The following is an 18,497-nucleotide window of genomic DNA, read 5'->3' on the forward strand; positions in this document are numbered from 1 at the left end:
AAAATAGAATGTAAGGAGAATAATTTTCTCTTCGAGGTGGCTATGTTAGATAAAATTGATCGTAAGCTGCTTTCTTTGCTGCAAAGCGACTGCACCCTCTCTTTGCAGGCGCTGGCAGATGCCGTTAATCTGACCACCACACCGTGCTGGAAGCGCCTCAAGAAGCTGGAAGATGATGGCATTCTGCTGGGACGCGTGGCGTTGCTGGATCCCGAAAAACTGGGGCTTGGACTGACCGCCTTCGTCCTGATAAAAACGCAGCATCACAGTAGCGAATGGTACTGCCGCTTCGTCACCCAGGTTTCCGACATGCCCGAAGTGCTCGGCTTCTGGCGCATGGCAGGGGAATACGACTATCTGATGCGCGTTCAGGTGGCAGACATGAAGCGCTACGATGATTTCTACAAGCGGCTGGTCAATAGCGTACCGGGCTTGTCCGATGTCACCTCCAGTTTCGCCATGGAACAGATTAAATACACCACAGCGTTACCCATTGAATAACTTCTTAAAATACCTTCAGGAAAAGACCGCGTGCGATTATTTGCCCAATTAAGCTGGTACTTTCGTCGGGAGTGGCAACGCTACCTCGGCGCGGTGGCCCTGCTTATTATCATTGCCATTCTGCAACTGATCCCGCCCAAAGTGGTGGGTTACGTCGTGGATGGCGTTACGGAACAACATTACACCGCCGCACGGGTGATGATGTGGGGCGGTACGCTGGTGCTGACGGCCGTGGTGGTTTACCTGCTGCGTTATGTCTGGCGCGTGCTGCTGTTCGGCGCGTCCTATCAGCTTGCCGTTGAGCTGCGCGAGGACTTTTACCGCCAGCTGAGCCGCCAGCACCCTGAGTTTTATCTGCGTCACCGTACCGGGGATCTCATCGCCCGCGCCACTAACGATGTAGACCGCGTGGTGTTTGCCGCCGGTGAAGGGGTGCTAACGCTGGTGGATTCCCTGGTGATGGGCTGTGCGGTACTGATTGTGATGTCTACGCAAATTAGCTGGGAGCTCACGCTGCTGGCGCTGCTGCCGATGCCGCTGATGGCGCTGGCAATTAACCGCTACGGCGAGCAGCTCCATGAACGCTTTAAGCTGGCGCAGGCGGCGTTCTCGTCGCTGAACGATCGCACCCAGGAGAGCATGACCAGCATCCGCATGATCAAAGCGTTTGGTCTGGAAGACCGCCAGTCCGCGCTGTTTGCCGCCGACGCCGCCGATACCGGCGCGAAAAACATGCGCGTGGCGCGTATTGATGCCCGTTTCGATCCGACAATTTATATTGCGATTGGCATGGCGAACCTGCTGGCAGTGGGCGGCGGCAGCTGGATGGTGGTGCAAGGCACGATGACCCTCGGGCAGTTAACCAGCTTTGCGATGTACCTTGGGCTGATGATCTGGCCGATGCTGGCGCTGGCCTGGATGTTTAATATCGTTGAACGCGGGAGCGCCGCTTACAGCCGTATCCGCGCCATGCTGGCGGAAGTGCCGGTCGTGAACGATGGCAGCGAGCCGGTGCCGGAAGGTCCGGGTATTCTCAAGGCTGATATCCGCGCCTTTATCTACCCGCAAACGGAACATCCGGTGCTTGAGAACGTCAGTTTCACGCTGCGTCCTGGTCAGATGCTGGGCATCTGTGGCCCGACGGGTTCCGGTAAAAGCACCATTTTGTCACTGATTCAGCGCCATTTTGACGTGAGCGAAGGCGATATCCGTTTCCACGACGTCCCTCTGCCACGTCTGCTGCTGGATGACTGGCGCAGCCGCCTGGCGGTCGTCAGCCAGACGCCGTTTTTGTTTTCAGACACCATTGCCAACAATATCGCGCTCGGGTGTCCGACGGCGACACAGGACCAGATCGAGCACGTGGCGCGTCTGGCCAGCGTCCACGAGGATATTCTGCGCCTGCCGCAGGGCTACGATACGGAAGTGGGTGAGCGGGGCGTTATGCTCTCCGGCGGACAAAAACAGCGTATCTCTATTGCCCGCGCGCTGCTGCTGGACGCTGAGATCCTGATACTGGATGATGCGCTGTCCGCGGTTGACGGGCGTACAGAACATCAAATTCTGCATAACCTTCGCCAGTGGGGAGAGGGGCGCACGGTCATCATCAGCGCGCACCGTCTGTCGGCCCTTACCGAAGCCAGCGAAATTTTGGTGCTTCAGCACGGGCATATTGCTCAGCGTGGTCAGCATGAGCAGCTTGCCGGGCAGACCGGATGGTATCGGGATATGTACCGCTATCAACAGCTTGAAGCCGCGCTGGATGAGGAGGTCGCCGATGCGTAAGTTTGGACAGATGTGGCCGACGTTAAAACGGCTGCTGGCCTATGGCTCACCGTGGCGCAAACCGCTTTCCATCGCCGTGCTGTTGCTGTGGATCGCCGCGATTGCGGAGGTGACCGGTCCGCTGCTTATCAGTTATTTCATCGACAATATGGTGGCGAAAAACTATCTGCCGCTGGGGCTGGTGGCGGGGCTGGGCGTGGCGTATGTCGGCCTACAGCTGACGGCGGCGGGGCTGCACTATGCGCAGTCGCTGCTGTTTAACCGGGCCGCCGTGGGCGTGGTCCAGCAGCTTCGCACGGATGTGATGGATGCCGCGCTGCGCCAGCCGCTGAGCGAGTTTGATACTCAGCCGGTCGGGCAGGTTATTTCGCGCGTCACCAATGACACCGAGGTGATCCGCGACCTCTATGTAACCGTTGTCGCAACGGTTCTGCGCAGTGCCGCGTTGATTGGCGCGATGCTGGTGGCGATGTTCAGCCTGGACTGGCGTATGGCGCTGGTGGCGATCGCTATTTTCCCGGCGGTGCTGATTGTGATGGTAATTTACCAGCGCTACAGCACGCCGATTGTTCGTCGCGTGCGCGCTTACCTCGCAGATATCAATGATGGCTTCAACGAAGTGATCAACGGCATGAGCGTTATCCAGCAGTTTCGCCAGCAGGCGCGTTTTGGCGAGCGAATGGGAGAAGCCAGCCGCTCGCACTATATGGCGCGGATGCAGACGTTACGGCTGGATGGCTTCCTGTTACGCCCGCTGCTGAGCCTCTTCTCTGCGCTGGTGCTGTGCGGGCTGTTGATGCTGTTTGGCCTGACGACGCGCGGAACCATCGAGGTGGGGGTACTGTACGCATTTATCAGCTACCTTGGACGCCTTAACGAACCGCTGATTGAACTCACCACGCAGCAATCGATGCTGCAACAGGCAGTGGTCGCGGGCGAACGTGTATTCGAGCTGATGGACAGGCCGCGTCAGACCTATGGCGATGACGAACGCCCGCTGGAAAGTGGATCCATAGCGTTTGATCATGTCTCGTTTGCCTACCGCGACGACCAGCTTGTCTTGCAGGATATCAACCTCGAGGTACCGTCGCGCGGTTTTGTCGCCCTGGTTGGGCATACCGGCAGCGGCAAAAGCACGCTCGCCAGTTTGCTGATGGGCAACTATCCGTTGACGCAAGGGGAGATCCGTCTGGACGGACGGCCGCTTGCCGCGCTTAGCCACAACGCGTTACGTAAGGGCGTCGCGATGGTGCAGCAGGATCCGGTGGTACTGGCGGATACCTTTTATGCCAACGTGACGCTGGGACGACCTTTCACGCCTGAGCAGGTATGGGAGGTGCTGGAAACGGTGCAGCTTGCGGATCTGGCGCGCGGGTTAAGCGAGGGGATCCATACCCGGCTGGGTGAGCAGGGCAATAATCTCTCGGTCGGGCAAAAGCAACTTCTTGCGCTGGCGCGCGTGCTGATTGAGACGCCACAGGTGTTAATTCTGGATGAAGCGACCGCAAGCATTGACTCCGGTACCGAGCAGGCGATCCAGCAGGCGCTGGCTGCCGTGCGGGATCGCACTACGCTGGTGGTAATCGCCCACCGCCTCTCAACCATCGTCGATGCCGATACCATTCTGGTGCTGCACCGTGGCCAGGCCGTTGAACGGGGGACGCACAGAGCGCTGCTTGAGGCAAAAGGACGCTACTGGCAGATGTATCAGTTGCAGCTGGCAGGCGACGAACTGGCCGCCAGCGCGCGCGAGGAAGAGTCACTCAGCGCCTGATGCACCATAACAAGGCAATGCGCTAACAGACTTAACCGTTGGTGCAAAACTGAAACGCACCCTGCACTGCCATGGTGCGTTTTTTTTCGCCTCTTCCCGGCGCATCCGCGCCGCGGCGCTTTCCTCCTCACCTTTCACTTCTGGCACACCCTTTGCAATATCCCTTTCGTGTTAGCTGCGGCCATTACCGAATTCTGACTGGAGGGGATATATGAAGCTGGTTACGGTGGTAATCAAACCATTCAAACTCGAAGACGTGCGTGAAGCGCTGTCTTCCATGGGTATTCAGGGACTGACTGTCACCGAAGTGAAAGGCTTTGGGCGTCAGAAAGGTCATGCCGAGCTTTATCGCGGGGCGGAATACAGCGTTAACTTCCTGCCAAAAGTGAAGATTGATGTGGCGATTGCCGACGATCAGCTTGATGAGGTGATTGATGTCGTCAGCAAAGCAGCCTACACCGGAAAAATTGGCGACGGCAAAATTTTCGTTGCCGAACTACAGCGCGTCATTCGCATTCGTACCGGCGAATCTGACGAAGCGGCGTTGTAAGTAACTCCTGGCACACAGTGATAGGGATCGAGAAAATGAAGAAAGCAACAATGAAAACAGGTCTGGGTTCGCTGGCACTGCTGCCGGGCCTGGCAATGGCTGCACCTGCTGTGGCAGACAAAGCCGATAACGCCTTTATGATGATTTGCACCGCGCTGGTGCTGTTCATGACGATTCCGGGGATCGCGCTGTTTTACGGCGGCCTGATCCGCGGCAAGAACGTACTCTCCATGCTGACGCAGGTTGCCGTCACGTTCGCGCTGGTGTGCGTGCTGTGGGTGGTTTACGGTTACTCGCTGGCCTTCGGGGAGGGCAACGCCTTCTTCGGCAACGTTAACTGGGCGATGCTGAAAAATATCGAACTGACCGCGGTGATGGGCAGTTTTTATCAGTATATTCATGTCGCGTTCCAGGGCTCATTCGCCTGCATCACCGTGGGGCTGATTGTGGGCGCGCTGGCTGAGCGTATCCGCTTCTCTGCGGTACTGATTTTCGTGGTGGTCTGGCTGACGCTCTCCTATATCCCGATTGCGCATATGGTCTGGGGAGGTGGTCTGTTGGCTTCCCATGGCGCGCTGGACTTTGCGGGCGGTACCGTTGTGCACATCAACGCCGCGGTAGCAGGTCTGGTAGGCGCATACCTGATTGGTAAGCGCGTGGGCTTCGGGAAGGAAGCATTCAAGCCGCACAATCTGCCGATGGTCTTTACCGGCACCGCCATCCTCTATTTTGGCTGGTTCGGCTTCAACGCAGGTTCAGCCAGCGCCGCTAACGAAATCGCCGCGCTGGCCTTCGTGAATACCGTTGTGGCAACCGCCGGCGCTATCCTCTCATGGGTATTTGGCGAGTGGGCCGTTCGCGGCAAGCCATCGCTGCTGGGTGCCTGTTCCGGGGCGATTGCCGGTCTGGTAGGTATTACGCCAGCGTGCGGTTACGTGGGCGTGGGCGGTGCGCTGCTGATCGGTATCGTCGCAGGACTGGCGGGGCTGTGGGGCGTTACCGCACTGAAACGTGTTCTGCGCGTTGACGATCCGTGTGATGTATTCGGCGTACACGGTGTGTGCGGCATCGTCGGCTGTATCATGACCGGTATCTTTGCTGCCCAATCTCTGGGCGGTGTGGGTTACGCAGAAGGCGTGACCATGATGCATCAGGTGCTGGTACAGCTGGAAAGCATCGCGATCACCGTTGTCTGGTCCGGTGTTGTGGCCTTTATCGGTTACAAGCTGGCGGATATGACCGTTGGGCTGCGCGTGCCGGAAGAGCAGGAGCGCGAAGGCCTGGACGTCAACAGCCACGGCGAGAATGCCTATAACGCATAATTTGAGTGCCTTGCCGGGCGGCGGCTTCGCCTTACCCGGCCTGAAAAAGCACAATTCGCAGGCCCGGTGAGCGCAGCGCCACCGGGCTTTTTACATCACCCGCGATTACGCATCACACCTTCCTGCACGGTAGAAGCCACCAGCACGCCATCCTGAGCGTAAAACTCCCCGCGTACAAAGCCGCGCGCGCTGGACGCAGAGGTACTTTCCACGCTGTAAAGCAGCCATTCGTTCATATCGAATGGACGGTGGAACCACATGGAATGGTCAATTGTGGCTACCTGCATCCCTTTTTCGAGGAAGCCCACACCGTGCGGCTGTAGCGCAACCGGCAGGAAGTTGAAATCCGACGCATACCCCAGCAGGTACTGATGCACGCGTAAATCTGCGGGTACGCTGCCGTTGGCGCGGATCCACACCTGGCGGGCGGGCTCAGCGGTATGCCCCTTCATTGGGTTATGAAATTCGACCGGGCGGATCTCCAGCGGTTTATCGCACAGAAACTTCTCTTTTACCTGCGGCGGCAGCAGATGCGCGAGAGCGCGGGCAATTTCGGTTTCCGATTTCAGATCGTCCGGCGACGGGGCAGACGGCATCTTTTTTTGATGCTCATAGCCCGGCTCTGGCGCCTGGAACGAGGCGGTCATGTAGAAGATGGGTTTGCCATGCTGGATGGCCGCCACGCGACGGGCGCTGAAGCTTTGACCGTCACGCAGAACTTCCACGTCGTAAACAATCGGTTTAGCACTGTCACCGGGGCGTAAAAAGTAGCTGTGAAACGAGTGCACCAGACGGTCTGCCGGGACGGTCTCCTTGGCGGCATACAGCGCTTGCCCCACGACCTGGCCGCCAAAAACCTGGCGTAAGCCTAAATCTTCGCTCTGTCCGCGAAATAGCCCTTCTTCTATTTTTTCCAGGTTCAGTAATGTCAGCAGATTGTTCAGTGCCTGACTCATAGTGGTCCTCAATAAACGCCGTGGCGAAAGATACGCTGAGTATAACCCAGAAATGAAAGTGGTCCGATGGGTAGAATAATCTTAATATCCGGACGAAATTAGGCATAAATCCGTGATTTGTGCCACACTTGTATTCGTTATGTGAATAAAACGACATCAGATGGGATCGATCCCGCTGGTGCATTGATGATAAGGAGACTTCAATGAAACTCGTGCCTATGCTCAGTGGTGTAGCAATTGCGGTAGCGTTGTCCGCCTGTGCTGGTAAGAGTGCCGATGTACCGGTGCCAACAGCAAGCGCAAACGGGATTAACACCCTTTCACAGCAAGCTATTCAGCAGCCAAATGTTTCCGGTACGATCTGGATCAAACAGAAGGTTGCGCTGCCGCCGGATGCGGTTTTAACGGTCACGCTGTCTGATGCTTCCCTGGCGGATGCGCCGTCTAAAGTGCTTGCGCAGCGCGCGGTTCGTACAGAGGGTAAACAGGCGCCGTTCAGCTTTGTGCTGCCGTACAACCCGTCTGACGTGCAACCCAATGCGCGTATCCTCCTGAGCGCGGCGGTAACGATCAACGATAAGCTGGTCTTTATCACCGATACCGTGCAGGAAGCGGTCAACAAAGGCGGCACCAAAATCGACCTGACCCTGGTACCGGTGCAGCAAACTGAAGTACCTGTTGCAACGCAGAACAATCAGCCGACTCTGCCTACACCGCCAACACAGCTGTAATTCTCTTTCGCCCTCTCCATGTTGACGGGAGAGGGCGTCAGTACTCCCAGCGATACTTCTGCATATCAATTTGTCCTGCCCCGGACACCTGCACCCCTTCTGAAAGTAAAGCCTGACGCTGGCGCTGCAAGTCTGGCCCGGTGAGGGAAATGGCGCCATGGCGATTGACGACCCGGTGCCACGGTAACGTGCTTCCTTCTGGTAGCCTCCTTAGCACGCCGCCTACCTGACGCGCCGCGCGCGGAGAACCCGCCAGCCGGGCGACTTCCCCATAGGTCGTGACACAGCCTTCCGGGATCGAGGCTACGATTTGCCACACTCGCTGTGGGAAAGTGTCATGTTCGTCCATTGTTTCTCCTGCGGGAAATCAGCGAAGGGTAATGTTATACGAAGATAAAGAAGATTGTCGGGGCAGTTTGCGCAATAATCCAGCATCCGGTTGCCAGCGGCTTGCAATTGAGGTGCTCCACAGGGATAATGCGCCAGCGCGTTGGTTATCAACGCTCTCAATGGGGGCTCTGTTGGTTCTCCCGCAACGCTACTCTGTTCACCAGGTCAGGTCCGGAAGGAAGCAGCCAGGGCAGACGACGTGGGTGCCGGGATGTAGCTGGCAGGGCCCCCACCCATTTGAGCTCCTCTCCAGTCGTTCCCCTGAATAAACCTTCTAAATTATGTGACTATTGTATTTTTTGTAATGCAACCTTCATTTAACTGAAATAATAATGTCATAAACCTGTAATAATAGACTGTCATTTTATTTTTCGATGCCTTTATTCTGTCATAAGCTAAAAAATATATATCTGGATAACAAACTTATCTTCGTGTATTAAATTAAACACGTGTTCCGAAAGGATGTGACAATCATGGTTACTGCGGTTTTAAACGTTAAAATTGATGAAGCGCTAAAAGAAAGACTTCGCCACTATGCGGAAGAAAATAATGAGAATTTAAGCGTGACCACAGAGAAACTGCTGCTGCTGGCATTTGAAGCAGTAGAAGAGGCGGGAGTATCGGAAGAGGATGTTGATAATCAGCATACGGAAGAAGAGAGCGTAACTCCATTTACTCCTAAAGAAATCAAAGCACTACGTAAACTTCTGAAGAAAAGAAAATGAAACAACAACTATCGACTGCCAGTGACTACAACGAGGCCTGCAATCTGTTACGTTCCGGCTACGTGAAACATGTTCGTCTTGGCTGGAATGTAGGAAGTGATGAGTTCTTTCGTATTGCGTCTGACTGGTGTGATACCGGTGCAAGAATAAAGAAAGAAGGGGATAATTTCATTATTTCGCTGAAAGGCTTCCCGATTCCACCTCAACATTAAGTTGTTCTTCATGAAAACTGCTGACTGCATGCGATACAGTCAGCAGTTTTTATTGTTTCTGGCGAATAATTTACACCAGGCTCCGTTTTACTGGCGCTACACTTTTATTTAATGCACGCCACAGCGGTTTGATCCGCAATAATGCCTCTTCAAGTTCTGGTGAACTGAGTGAGAAGGGCATACGCAGGTAGCGGTCAAACGCGCCTGATAGTCCAAAACGCGTGCCGGTGCCCATAATGATGCCTGTCGTTTCGGCGCGTGCCGCCAGCTGTGTCGCCAGCATGCCGGGTAATTCAATCCAGTATGAAAGCCCTCCCTCCGCTTCCTGAAACCGCCATTCGGGGAAATGTTCCCGCAGCATCTGGCCGCAGCGGTCGCGCCGTTCTGCCAGCATTTGCCGCCGGGCAGGCAGGAAGGTTGCACTGTTTTCGATAAGCCACAGCGTGGCCAGCTGTTCCAGCACCGGCGAGCCCAGCTCCAGCGTGTCGCGCGTTTGCGCGAGGGTGGCGATAGTGCGTGACGAGGCGCGGATCCAGCCGAGACGCAGCCCACCCCAGAAGCTTTTACCTGCGGAACCCAGCGTCATCACCGTGGCCTCCGGGTTAAAGGCGGCCAGCGGCGGCGGCGGGGGAACATCGAACCAGAGATCGACCATGGTTTCATCCACCACCAGCGTGGTGCGGGTCTGCGCGGCGATGTCGGTTATGGTCTGGCGCGTCGCGGCATCCATGCAACGTCCGGTCGGATTATGAAAATCCGGCATCAGATAGGCCAGACGCGGGGCTGTCTGGGCAAGCGTTGCGGCAAAACCGTCGGTATCCCAGCCCGTTTCAGGCAGCGAGACGCCCACGGGCCGGCATAGCGCCCCCTGAATAGCGGCTATCGCCAGCGGGTAGGTGGGATGATCTACCACCACGCGATCCCCGGGACCGGTCATCATTCTTAAGATCAGGGCGAAGCCGCTGACGGCGCCGTTCACCACCATCACTTCGTCTGCCCGGGTGGGCAGACCGCGTGCGGTGTAGCGGGCGGCGATAGCTTCACGCAGCACCGGAAGCCCAAGCTGATCGTACCCGGTCAGCGCCAGATTCGGCGTGATGGCCGTCAGCGCGTGGGCGTAGGCCTGGTGGATCTCTGGTCCCGCGTTGAGTGCGGCGGTTGAGAGATCCAGCGCCGCGCTGGCAGTAGAAAGCGTGGGCACGGCGCGGCGGTCTGGCAGGATCGCCCGCGAACCGCTGCCGTGACGGCTCTCCAGATAACCCTCTTCCCGCAGATGCGCCAGCGCGCTGCTGATGGTGGTGCGGCTTACGCTCAGAGCGGCGGCCAGTTCCCGCTCTCCGGGCAGGCGTGTGTTTAGCGCCAGCCTGCCATCCAGAATTAACAGGCGTAACGCGTCAGCCAGCTGGCGCCACAGCGGGGTGCGGGAAGAGGCTTGCTGCCAGTGCCCTAACAGGCGTACCAGAGACTGGCTTCCAAAACGACGTGATGACATGTGCAGTCCACTATTTGAAAACTGGACATTAATCATAGTGCCATTTTCACCGAAGATGGAACCTGGTTCTTCGGAGAAGAGAAAATGGTACGTCGTCTGGTACAACTTTATGTCGGTTTAGGCCTGTACGGGCTTTCAACCGCGATGTTTATACGTTCGGATCTGGGTGTCGACCCGTGGGATGTCTTTCACCTTGGCGTCGCCATCCAGACCGGGATGAGCATCGGCACGGTGATTATTTTAACCGGGGCCGCGGTGCTGCTGCTGTGGATCCCGCTGCGTCAGCTGCCGGGGCTGGGCACTATCAGTAATGTGATTTGTATTGGTCTGGCGGCAGATGCGTCAATGGCGCTGATCCCTGAGCTCACCTCGCTGCCCGTGCGCATCACCCTGCTGGTTTCCGGCATTGTGGTTAACGCCCTTGCCACCGGGATGTATATCGGTGCGGGTTTTGGCGCAGGCCCGCGGGACGGTCTGATGACCGGCATACATGCCCGGCTGGGCTGGTCGATCCGCAGCGTGCGTACCGCGATCGAGGTGACCGTGTTGATCGTCGGCTACCTCCTTGGGGGAGCGTTTGGCGTTGGAACCGTACTGTATGCATTAACCATCGGCCCGCTGATCCAGCTCTGTTTGCCGTGGTTTCGCCAGAGACCGCGCCTTCAGAAAGCCGCGCGGCCGGAGCGGATTGTTTAATTTTGCGAAGCGCTCACAGGCTATGATGGCGTAACTGTGTCAGAATAGAGACTTCTCTTTTTACGACGCCAGAATGTATGAAAGCGATCACTCTTTATGACGTTGCCCGCGTGGCGGGCGTTTCCTATCAGACCGTTTCCCGGGTGATTAACGACGCAGAACACGTTTCTGCCCGTACGCGGGAAAAGGTCCGGCAGGCCATGGCGGCGCTACACTATGTGCCTAACCGTGGCGCGCAGCAGCTGGCCGGGAAACGTACCCGCACGCTGGGGCTGATGACCAGCGATCTGGCGCTGCATGCGCCGTCGCAAATCGCCTCAGCTGTAAAATCCCGGGCAGTGGAGCAGGGGGCTAGCGTACTCATCTCCATGGTGGAGCAACCCGCGCAGTGTCAGGCTGCTTTGCAGGAATTACTGGCGCAGCGCGTGGAGGCGCTGCTGGTGAACGTTCCGCTGGAAGATGCACAGGCAGAAATGCTTCAGGAAATGGCCTCGCCGACCCCGGTTCTTTTTCTCGATGTTTCCCCCACAGCTCGGGTTAACAGCCTTGTTTTCAATGCCGAACAGGGCGCTGGCCTGGGGGCAGAGCATCTGCTTTCGCTGGGGCACCAGCGAATTGCGCTGCTCGCCGGGCCGGAAAGTTCTGTCTCTGCCCGGGCTCGTCTGGCGGGATGGAAAACCACGCTGGCCCGGGCCGGCGTGGAGGCGTTTGCGGTGGCGCAGGGCGACTGGAGCGCGGCCTCGGGCTATGAGAAAGGGCATCAGCTCCTGGCGGGCGCGCAACTGCCGGAGGCGATCCTCGTCGCTAACGATCAGATGGCGCTTGGCGTTTTACGCGCCTGTGCGGAAAAAGGCGTTGCGGTACCGGGGCAGATCTCGGTTGTCGGGTTTGATGATACGGCTGACAGCGCGTGGTTTTCACCTCCGCTCACCACCGTTCGGCAGGCGTTCCGCGAGGCCGGTGAGCGCAGCGTGGAGTGGCTGATGGCACCTGACCATCACGACGAATGCTGGCAGGAACAACTTCCCGTTACGTTGATAGTACGTCATTCCACCGCGCCGCGCGCCGCACAGCAGGCCGATCGTGAAGATCTGGCGCAACAGCTCAGAACGCTGGCGCTGCTGGCGGAGAAACTGGCGCGCAGCTAGCACTTTTGTGATCGTGCTCGCCTGGTGACGATCAAAGTCTTTACCGCCACCGTTTACCAGGGCATGTTGGCTGAAATTGTGAGCGCTTCGCGAAGAGGTTGATATGTCTTCTACATTACCGCTGACCCTCAGCGCACTTCTGGCGCGTCGTGACTGGGAAAACCCGGGCGTGACGCAGTGGAATCGTCTGGCTACACACGCGCCTTTTCATAGCTGGCGCGATGAAACCTTCGCCCGCGAGGATAAACTTTCGCTAAGCAAGCGTCTGCTTAACGGCGTCTGGCGATTCAGCTTTTTCCCGGCGCCAGAGCAGGTTCCCGAGGCATGGATAACGGACGATCTGGCTGACGCCGTTGAGATGCCCGTGCCGTCGAACTGGCAGATGGAGGGATTTGACACTCCCATCTATACCAACGTCACCTATCCGATAAATGTGAACCCGCCGTATGTTCCGGCTGAAAACCCAACTGGTTGTTACTCGCTCACATTTGAGATGAATGACGCCTGGCTGTGCAGCGGGCAAACCCGCATTATTTTTGACGGGGTGAATTCAGCTTTTCATCTGTGGTGTAACGGCCAGTGGGTGGGCTATTCGCAGGACAGCCGTCTGCCTGCGGAGTTCGATCTTAGCGCGGTGCTGCGACCGGGGCAGAACCGTCTGGCGGTGATGGTGTTACGCTGGTGCGACGGAAGCTACCTGGAAGATCAGGACATGTGGCGGATGAGCGGCATTTTCCGTGACGTCTCGCTGCTGCACAAGCCGGAAACGCGAATTGCCGATTATCAGATCGTGACCGATCTGAATGCCGAATGCGATCGGGCGATACTCCGGGTTGACGTTGCGCTGGAAGGCTCACGCTACGCCGAATGCGAGGTGGCGTTTACCCTGTGGCGTAACGGCGAAGCCTGCGCGCAAACCACGCAGCAGCCCGGATCGGCCATCGTGGACGAACGTGGCAGTTGGGCAGAACGGCTCACGGTGGCGATCCCCGTGAACGCTCCCGCGCTGTGGAGCGCTGAAACACCGGAATGCTATCGGCTGACAATGTCGCTTCGGGATGCGCAGGGTAACGTGCTGGAGACTGAAGCCTGCGATGTCGGTTTCAGACGCGTCGAAATCAGCAACGGCCTGCTGAAGCTTAACGGCAAACCGCTGCTGATCCGCGGCGTGAACCGTCACGAACATCATCCTGAGAAGGGGCAGGTGATGGATGAGGCGACCATGCGCCGCGACATCGAACTGATGAAGCAGCATAACTTCAACGCCGTGCGCTGCTCGCATTATCCGAACCATCCTCTGTGGTACACGCTTTGCGATCGCTACGGCCTGTACGTGGTCGATGAGGCGAATATTGAAACCCACGGCATGGTGCCGATGAGCCGCCTGGCGGACGATCCGCGCTGGTTGCCTGCCATGAGCGAACGCGTAACGCGTATGGTGCAGCGGGACCGGAATCATCCGTCCATCATCATCTGGTCCCTGGGGAATGAGTCCGGGCATGGGGCGAATCACGATGCGCTGTACCGCTGGCTGAAAACCGCCGATCCCACGCGGCCGGTGCAGTACGAAGGCGGTGGCGCCAGTACGGCCGCTACCGATATTGTCTGCCCGATGTATGCCCGCGTCGATCAGGATCAGCCATTCCCGGCGGTGCCAAAGTGGTCGATTAAAAAGTGGATCGGCATGCCGGACGAAACCCGTCCGCTGATCCTGTGCGAGTATGCCCACGCGATGGGCAACAGCTTTGGCGGCTTTGCCAGCTACTGGCAGGCATTCCGCAGCCATCCCCGGTTGCAGGGCGGATTTGTCTGGGACTGGGTCGATCAGGCGCTGACGAAAAAAGCGGAAGACGGCACGGCATTCTGGGCCTACGGCGGCGATTTTGGCGATAAGCCCAACGACCGTCAGTTCTGCCTCAACGGGCTGGTGTTTCCCGATCGCACTCCGCACCCCGCCCTTTACGAGGCGCAGCGTGCCCAGCAGTTCTTTACCTTTACGCTGGTGAGCACCGTTCCGCTGGTCGTCGATATCCAGAGCGATTATCTGTTCCGTCATACTGACAACGAGCATCTGCGATGGTCAGTGGCGCGTGACGGTGCGGTATTGGCTTCCGGCGAAACACCCCTTTCTGTTGCGCCTCAGGAGACGCAGCGCGTTGAGATCCCGCTGCCTGAGCTTGACGCTGAGCCGGGCGAGGTCTGGCTCAACGTGGAGATCGTTCAGCCGCAGGCCACGCCGTGGTCGCCGCCCGGCCACCGTTGTGCCTGGGATCAGTGGCCGCTCCCGGCTCCGCTGTACCTTGCGCCACCGAAAGCAGGCGGAACCCCTCCGCAGCTAACGGTGCAGGACGAAGCGCTGGACATTACTCATCAGCAGCAGCGCTGGCAGTTTAGCCGTCTCACCGGAAACCTGACCCAGTGGTGGAACGAGGGCGCTGAAACGCTCCGTTCCCCGCTAACGGATAACTTCACCCGCGCGCCGCTGGACAATGACATTGGCGTCAGCGAGGCGACCCGCATCGATCCGAACGCGTGGGTGGAACGCTGGAAAGCGGCGGGGATGTATGAGATGTCCTCGCGCCTCCTCCAGTGTGAAGCGGAGCAGCATGCCCGTGAGGTGGTGGTGACCACGCAGCACGTCTGGGAACATCAGGGAAAAGCGCTTTTTATCAGCTGCAAGCTCTGGCGGATTGATGACCACGGGGTGCTGCACGGTGATGTGCAGGTGACGGTGGCGTCTGACATTCCTGAGCCCGCTCGCGTGGGCCTGAGCGTTATGCTGGCGGATATCCCGGAAACGGTGCGCTGGCTGGGGCTAGGCCCGCTGGAGAACTATCCGGACAGAAAACTGGCGGCGCAGCAGGGGCGCTGGGCGTTACCGCTGGAAGAGATGCAGACGCCGTATATTTTCCCGACGGAGAACGGTTTGCGCTGCGACACCCGCGAGCTGACGTTTGGCTCCCATCAGTTGCAGGGACAGTTCCATTTCTCCCTGAGCCGTTATAGCCAGCGGCAGCTGCATGAGACAACGCATCAGCACTTGCTGCGGGAAGAGGCTGGCTGCTGGTTGAATCTTGATGCGTTTCACATGGGCGTAGGGGGGGACGACTCATGGAGCCCGAGCGTAGCCCCGGCCTTCATTCTGCAAAACCGCCGGCTGCGCTACACGTTTAGCTGGCAGCAGAACGGCTGAGCCGACACGTGCGGCCACTGCCGTGGCCGCAATGCTTATCTCAGGATCCCGCTTACGCCGTGAATGCTCATATAAATCCCGACTACCGCGATCAGTGCCGCTGAGATCCACGGCGCCTTGCGCGAAAAGGCGCTAAAGCCGGGCCAGCGCTTCGCCGCATGTTTCATGCTTAATGCGGCAATTGCGCCAGAGGCGACGAGAGTGAGCGCCAGTCCGATACTGAAACTGAACACCAGCGTGGCGCCGAGCGCGAAATGTTTCAGTTGCAGGCAGATCAGCAGCACCGTAATGGAGGCCGGACAGGGGATAAGCCCACCGGTCAGGCCGAATAGCGCGATTTGCCCGGTGGTGACCTCTTTACCGTTGAAGCGTCGGTTAATGTCCTGGGCGTGTGCGCGCTGGTGGGCATCCTGCCACTCCTCTTCAACCAGAGGAGAAGTGTGGTCGTGATGATGCGCGTGGTCGTGATGATCATGATGGTGATGATGATTATCATGGTGGTGATGCGGCTGGCTCTCATGCCAGGTTCGCCACGCCATCCACAGGGCGATCAACACGATCAGAACCCCGGAAATCAACTGAAACCAGGGCTCAGAAGTATCTGCATCCCATCCCCGACCAAACCATAATCCCGCCATCGCAATGATCCAGACGACCGCCGTATGAGACAGCGTTGCGGACAACCCAAGCAACACAGCCTGTTTCAGCGTACCGCGGATCGCCACAATGAAAGCCGCCATCATTGTTTTTGAATGGCCTGGCTCAAGGCCATGGAGCGCGCCAAGCAGGATGGCGCTGGGGACAAACAGCCAGGCGTTACCCTGCTGTAGAAGAGAAGAAAAATCGTTCATTGAACATTCCGGGGTGGAAAACATGCCGAGAATACTACTCCCCCCCAGTAGTATAATACTACCCCCCAGTAGAAAAATACCCAGGGGGAGTAGAGCGTGATATGCTTTTTACGCCACCAAAGAGGAGCTAAGCGATGTCACACACAGTTCGTGATAAAAAGAAGTTATTGACCCGCCTGAAAAAAATTCAGGGGCAAAGCGCTGCGCTGGAAAAAATGCTTAACAGCGATCATGAATGCGCCGAGGTGTTACAGCAGCTGGCGGCGATCAGGGGCGCGGTAAACGGTATGATGATGCAAGTGATTGAGGGGCATTTAACCGATCACGTGGTGAAAGAGCCAGAGGAAGCGCAGCGCGAGGCCGATCTCGGGGTCGTGATGCAGGTGATCAAATCGTACCTTAAGTAATGTGCTTCTCCAGATTGTGCCCGGCCCAGAGAATGAAATCCTCTTTAGGCAGCGCCTTGCTGAAATACCAGCCCTGGCCGTACTGCACGCCGTGGCGATGCAACCATTCGATCTGCCCTTCAGTTTCAATGCCTTCTGCGACCATCGCCAGTTTAAGCGATTTGGCCATTTCGATGATGTGTGGAGTCACGTTCTTGTACTCCAGCGCATCCACAAAGGATTTATCAATCTTCAGGGTATCGACATCCAGATCCTGCAAATAGCTCAGGCTGGAGTAACCCGTACCAAAATCATCAATGTAGATAGCGTGCCCGGCGCGGCGAAACGCAGCGATGGCAGGCACGCTGACGGCGGGATCGGCAAAGCCGCGCTCGGTCAATTCAAGGGCGATCTGGCGCGGGTGGACGCCCCATTTGTTGAGCAACTGACTCAGCTGGCGAGGCAGCTCGGGGGACGTTAAATCGGATGGCGCAAGGTTGACAGAAATGTGCAGTTCCGGGTGATGATGCAGCCAGGCGCCTAAATCCTCAAACACCTTATTCACCACCAGCTGCGTCAGCGTTGAAATAAGCCCCGTCTGCTCAGCCAGCGGCACAAAGAGATTGGGCGACAGGTGACTGCCATCTGGCTGCGGCCAGCGCATCAGCGCTTCAGCACCCACCAGTTTTCCACTGCACAGCGCTACGATGGGCTGATAGTAAACCTCGATCTCCCGGTTGTTGATTGCGTCGATCAGGCGGTTACGCGGGGATAACAAACGGCGGAGGATGCGCAGGACAATAAGGGCAGCAGCCAGGCTTAGCAAGATGCCAGCCGGTAACCAGATGATCAGCTGCTGGTGCCACGATTCCGCCAGCGGTTTTAACGACGCCCACGCGATCACCGTAAAACCCAGTTCGGGTACAGGTTTCAACACGTACATCGAGCCGTTGTATTGTACGCGCGTAACGTCCTGCTGCTCCTTAACGACAGAAAGAATATACGGGTCGACAATATTGCTTCTGGCAAATATCCGATGGGTTTCACTGCCCACCAGGGCGGCATCCATCGAAATTTCACCAAACGGGACAACATCCACAAGCGAGGCAGGATCAACCATCACCAGATAATGTCCTTTCCCCAGAACGGCCATATAGCGGTGAATGCCGAGGTCGTTTTGCGAGGTGAGCCACGCGCTATACCCGTCTGCGGTGATCCGCATCGGGGGCGGTAAGATCGCCGTATTACTGGATTGTTCAAGGGATGAGCAGAGCGGCTTCAGGTTATCGATATACATCACTTCCTGAATATAGCGCCATGAGAATTCAACCCGACGCATTTCGCGTAAATGCGGGGGAGTGCAGGGCGGGGAGTGGAATGTCTGTAGGTGCGTGAGCGCCTGTTTTGCCTGCGCAACGACTCTGTCGGTACGGATCAGGACGCGCGAGGCATAGCTGTCCAGCGCATCCACAAATTTCTCCTCAGCCTGACGATGCGCCAGCCAGATACTGAGGCAGACAGGGACCAGCACAGAGAAAATCAGTACGCCTGTCACCAGGCTGACCAGATGTCGGGTTCGCATGCTGCTTTATCCTTCCCATATGCCCGCCTCGGGCCTGGAGTTTGCGCGCCAGAGGAAAAAGTTTTTTATCGCTAAATGATATAGTTATAGCATGCAACAGTCTCAGGCAGGTACCTGAATAAACCTTTCAAAAACAGGCTGAGCGTCACAGGGGTTGTTTTTGCAGCAAAGCTCAGATAGTATTTTGTTATGTTATAACAATA

17 protein-coding genes and 1 other RNA gene are annotated in these 18,497 nt (G+C 57.4%); 13 read left to right on the top strand and 5 right to left on the bottom strand.

Annotated elements, in window-relative coordinates:
- The first annotated feature begins 42 nt into the window (after nucleotides 1-42).
- From L379_RS17540 to amtB, 5 genes are all read left to right on the top strand, one after another.
- Nucleotides 43-501, top strand: coding sequence for an Lrp/AsnC family transcriptional regulator (locus L379_RS17540; protein WP_015571267.1), 459 nt, complete (start codon nucleotides 43-45; stop codon nucleotides 499-501).
- 30 nt (nucleotides 502-531) lie between these two features.
- Nucleotides 532-2,286, top strand: coding sequence for a SmdA family multidrug ABC transporter permease/ATP-binding protein (locus L379_RS17535; protein ID WP_017383197.1), 1,755 nt, complete (start codon nucleotides 532-534; stop codon nucleotides 2,284-2,286).
- Nucleotides 2,279-4,060, top strand: a complete 1,782-nt coding sequence (locus L379_RS17530) for a SmdB family multidrug efflux ABC transporter permease/ATP-binding protein (RefSeq protein WP_032652715.1) — start codon at nucleotides 2,279-2,281, stop codon at nucleotides 4,058-4,060. The genes L379_RS17535 and L379_RS17530 overlap by 8 nt, the downstream gene beginning before the upstream one ends.
- A gap of 211 nt (nucleotides 4,061-4,271) precedes the next feature.
- Nucleotides 4,272-4,610 (top strand): P-II family nitrogen regulator, encoded by a 339-nt coding sequence (glnK, locus tag L379_RS17525; protein ID WP_006809867.1) that lies wholly within the window; start codon nucleotides 4,272-4,274, stop codon nucleotides 4,608-4,610.
- A gap of 35 nt (nucleotides 4,611-4,645) precedes the next feature.
- Nucleotides 4,646-5,932, top strand: coding sequence for an ammonium transporter AmtB (amtB, locus tag L379_RS17520; RefSeq protein WP_015571265.1), 1,287 nt, complete (start codon nucleotides 4,646-4,648; stop codon nucleotides 5,930-5,932).
- A 95-nt stretch (nucleotides 5,933-6,027) separates the two neighbouring features.
- Here amtB and tesB read toward each other — a convergent pair whose 3' ends face one another.
- The gene (gene tesB / locus L379_RS17515; RefSeq protein ID WP_032652717.1) at nucleotides 6,028-6,888 is read right to left on the bottom strand and encodes an acyl-CoA thioesterase II; all 861 of its coding nucleotides are present in this window, start codon (nucleotides 6,886-6,888) and stop codon (nucleotides 6,028-6,030) included.
- 203 nt (nucleotides 6,889-7,091) lie between these two features.
- On the opposite strand from tesB, the gene L379_RS17510 reads away from it, so the two are divergent.
- On the top strand, nucleotides 7,092-7,619 hold the full coding sequence (locus L379_RS17510; RefSeq protein ID WP_017383199.1) for a YbaY family lipoprotein: 528 nt from the start codon (nucleotides 7,092-7,094) through the stop codon (nucleotides 7,617-7,619).
- A gap of 37 nt (nucleotides 7,620-7,656) precedes the next feature.
- Here L379_RS17510 and L379_RS17505 read toward each other — a convergent pair whose 3' ends face one another.
- Complete coding sequence (locus L379_RS17505; RefSeq protein ID WP_003859016.1) at nucleotides 7,657-7,968, bottom strand: MGMT family protein; 312 nt, start codon at nucleotides 7,966-7,968, stop codon at nucleotides 7,657-7,659.
- 170 nt (nucleotides 7,969-8,138) lie between these two features.
- Here L379_RS17505 and ffs point away from each other — a divergent pair.
- The 3 genes from ffs to L379_RS17495 all read left to right on the top strand — a co-directional run bounded on the left by ffs (nucleotide 8,139) and on the right by L379_RS17495 (nucleotide 8,946).
- An RNA gene (gene ffs, locus L379_RS24850) (signal recognition particle sRNA small type) lies at nucleotides 8,139-8,235 on the top strand.
- Nucleotides 8,236-8,482: 247 nt separating this feature from the next.
- On the top strand, nucleotides 8,483-8,734 hold the full coding sequence (locus L379_RS17500) for a hypothetical protein (RefSeq protein WP_032652719.1): 252 nt from the start codon (nucleotides 8,483-8,485) through the stop codon (nucleotides 8,732-8,734).
- A complete protein-coding gene (locus L379_RS17495; protein WP_032652721.1) occupies nucleotides 8,731-8,946 on the top strand; it encodes a hypothetical protein in 216 nt (71 codons plus the stop codon). Before L379_RS17500 ends, L379_RS17495 begins: the two co-directional genes overlap by 4 nt.
- 70 nt (nucleotides 8,947-9,016) lie before the next feature.
- Here the strand turns inward: L379_RS17495 and L379_RS17490 are convergent, their stop codons facing one another.
- Nucleotides 9,017-10,438 (bottom strand): MocR-like transcription factor YczR, encoded by a 1,422-nt coding sequence (locus L379_RS17490; RefSeq protein ID WP_032652723.1) that lies wholly within the window; start codon nucleotides 10,436-10,438, stop codon nucleotides 9,017-9,019.
- 84 nt (nucleotides 10,439-10,522) lie between these two features.
- On the opposite strand from L379_RS17490, the gene L379_RS17485 reads away from it, so the two are divergent.
- From L379_RS17485 to L379_RS17475, 3 genes are all read left to right on the top strand, one after another.
- Nucleotides 10,523-11,134, top strand: a complete 612-nt coding sequence (locus L379_RS17485) for a membrane protein YczE (RefSeq protein ID WP_032652725.1) — start codon at nucleotides 10,523-10,525, stop codon at nucleotides 11,132-11,134.
- Nucleotides 11,135-11,211: 77 nt separating this feature from the next.
- Nucleotides 11,212-12,282 carry a LacI family DNA-binding transcriptional regulator gene (locus L379_RS17480; protein ID WP_015571260.1) on the top strand — a complete coding sequence of 357 codons (1,071 nt, stop codon included), beginning with the start codon at nucleotides 11,212-11,214 and terminating at the stop codon, nucleotides 12,280-12,282.
- 103 nt (nucleotides 12,283-12,385) lie between these two features.
- The gene (locus tag L379_RS17475; protein WP_032652727.1) at nucleotides 12,386-15,475 is read left to right on the top strand and encodes a beta-galactosidase; all 3,090 of its coding nucleotides are present in this window, start codon (nucleotides 12,386-12,388) and stop codon (nucleotides 15,473-15,475) included.
- Between the two features lie 35 nt (nucleotides 15,476-15,510).
- Here L379_RS17475 and L379_RS17470 read toward each other — a convergent pair whose 3' ends face one another.
- Nucleotides 15,511-16,326, bottom strand: coding sequence for a nickel/cobalt efflux protein RcnA (locus tag L379_RS17470; protein ID WP_032652728.1), 816 nt, complete (start codon nucleotides 16,324-16,326; stop codon nucleotides 15,511-15,513).
- Between the two features lie 134 nt (nucleotides 16,327-16,460).
- Between L379_RS17470 and L379_RS17465 the strand changes: the two genes are divergently transcribed.
- A complete protein-coding gene (locus L379_RS17465) occupies nucleotides 16,461-16,733 on the top strand; it encodes a metal-sensing transcriptional repressor (RefSeq protein WP_015571258.1) in 273 nt (90 codons plus the stop codon).
- Here L379_RS17465 and L379_RS17460 read toward each other — a convergent pair.
- A complete protein-coding gene (locus L379_RS17460; protein ID WP_032652730.1) occupies nucleotides 16,726-18,294 on the bottom strand; it encodes an EAL domain-containing protein in 1,569 nt (522 codons plus the stop codon). The genes L379_RS17465 and L379_RS17460 overlap by 8 nt on opposite strands.
- Nucleotides 18,295-18,497: the final 203 nt, after the last annotated feature.

Source organism: Enterobacter sp. MGH 33 (assembly GCF_000534535.1).
Classification (GTDB): Bacteria; Pseudomonadota; Gammaproteobacteria; order Enterobacterales; family Enterobacteriaceae; genus Enterobacter; species Enterobacter hormaechei_C.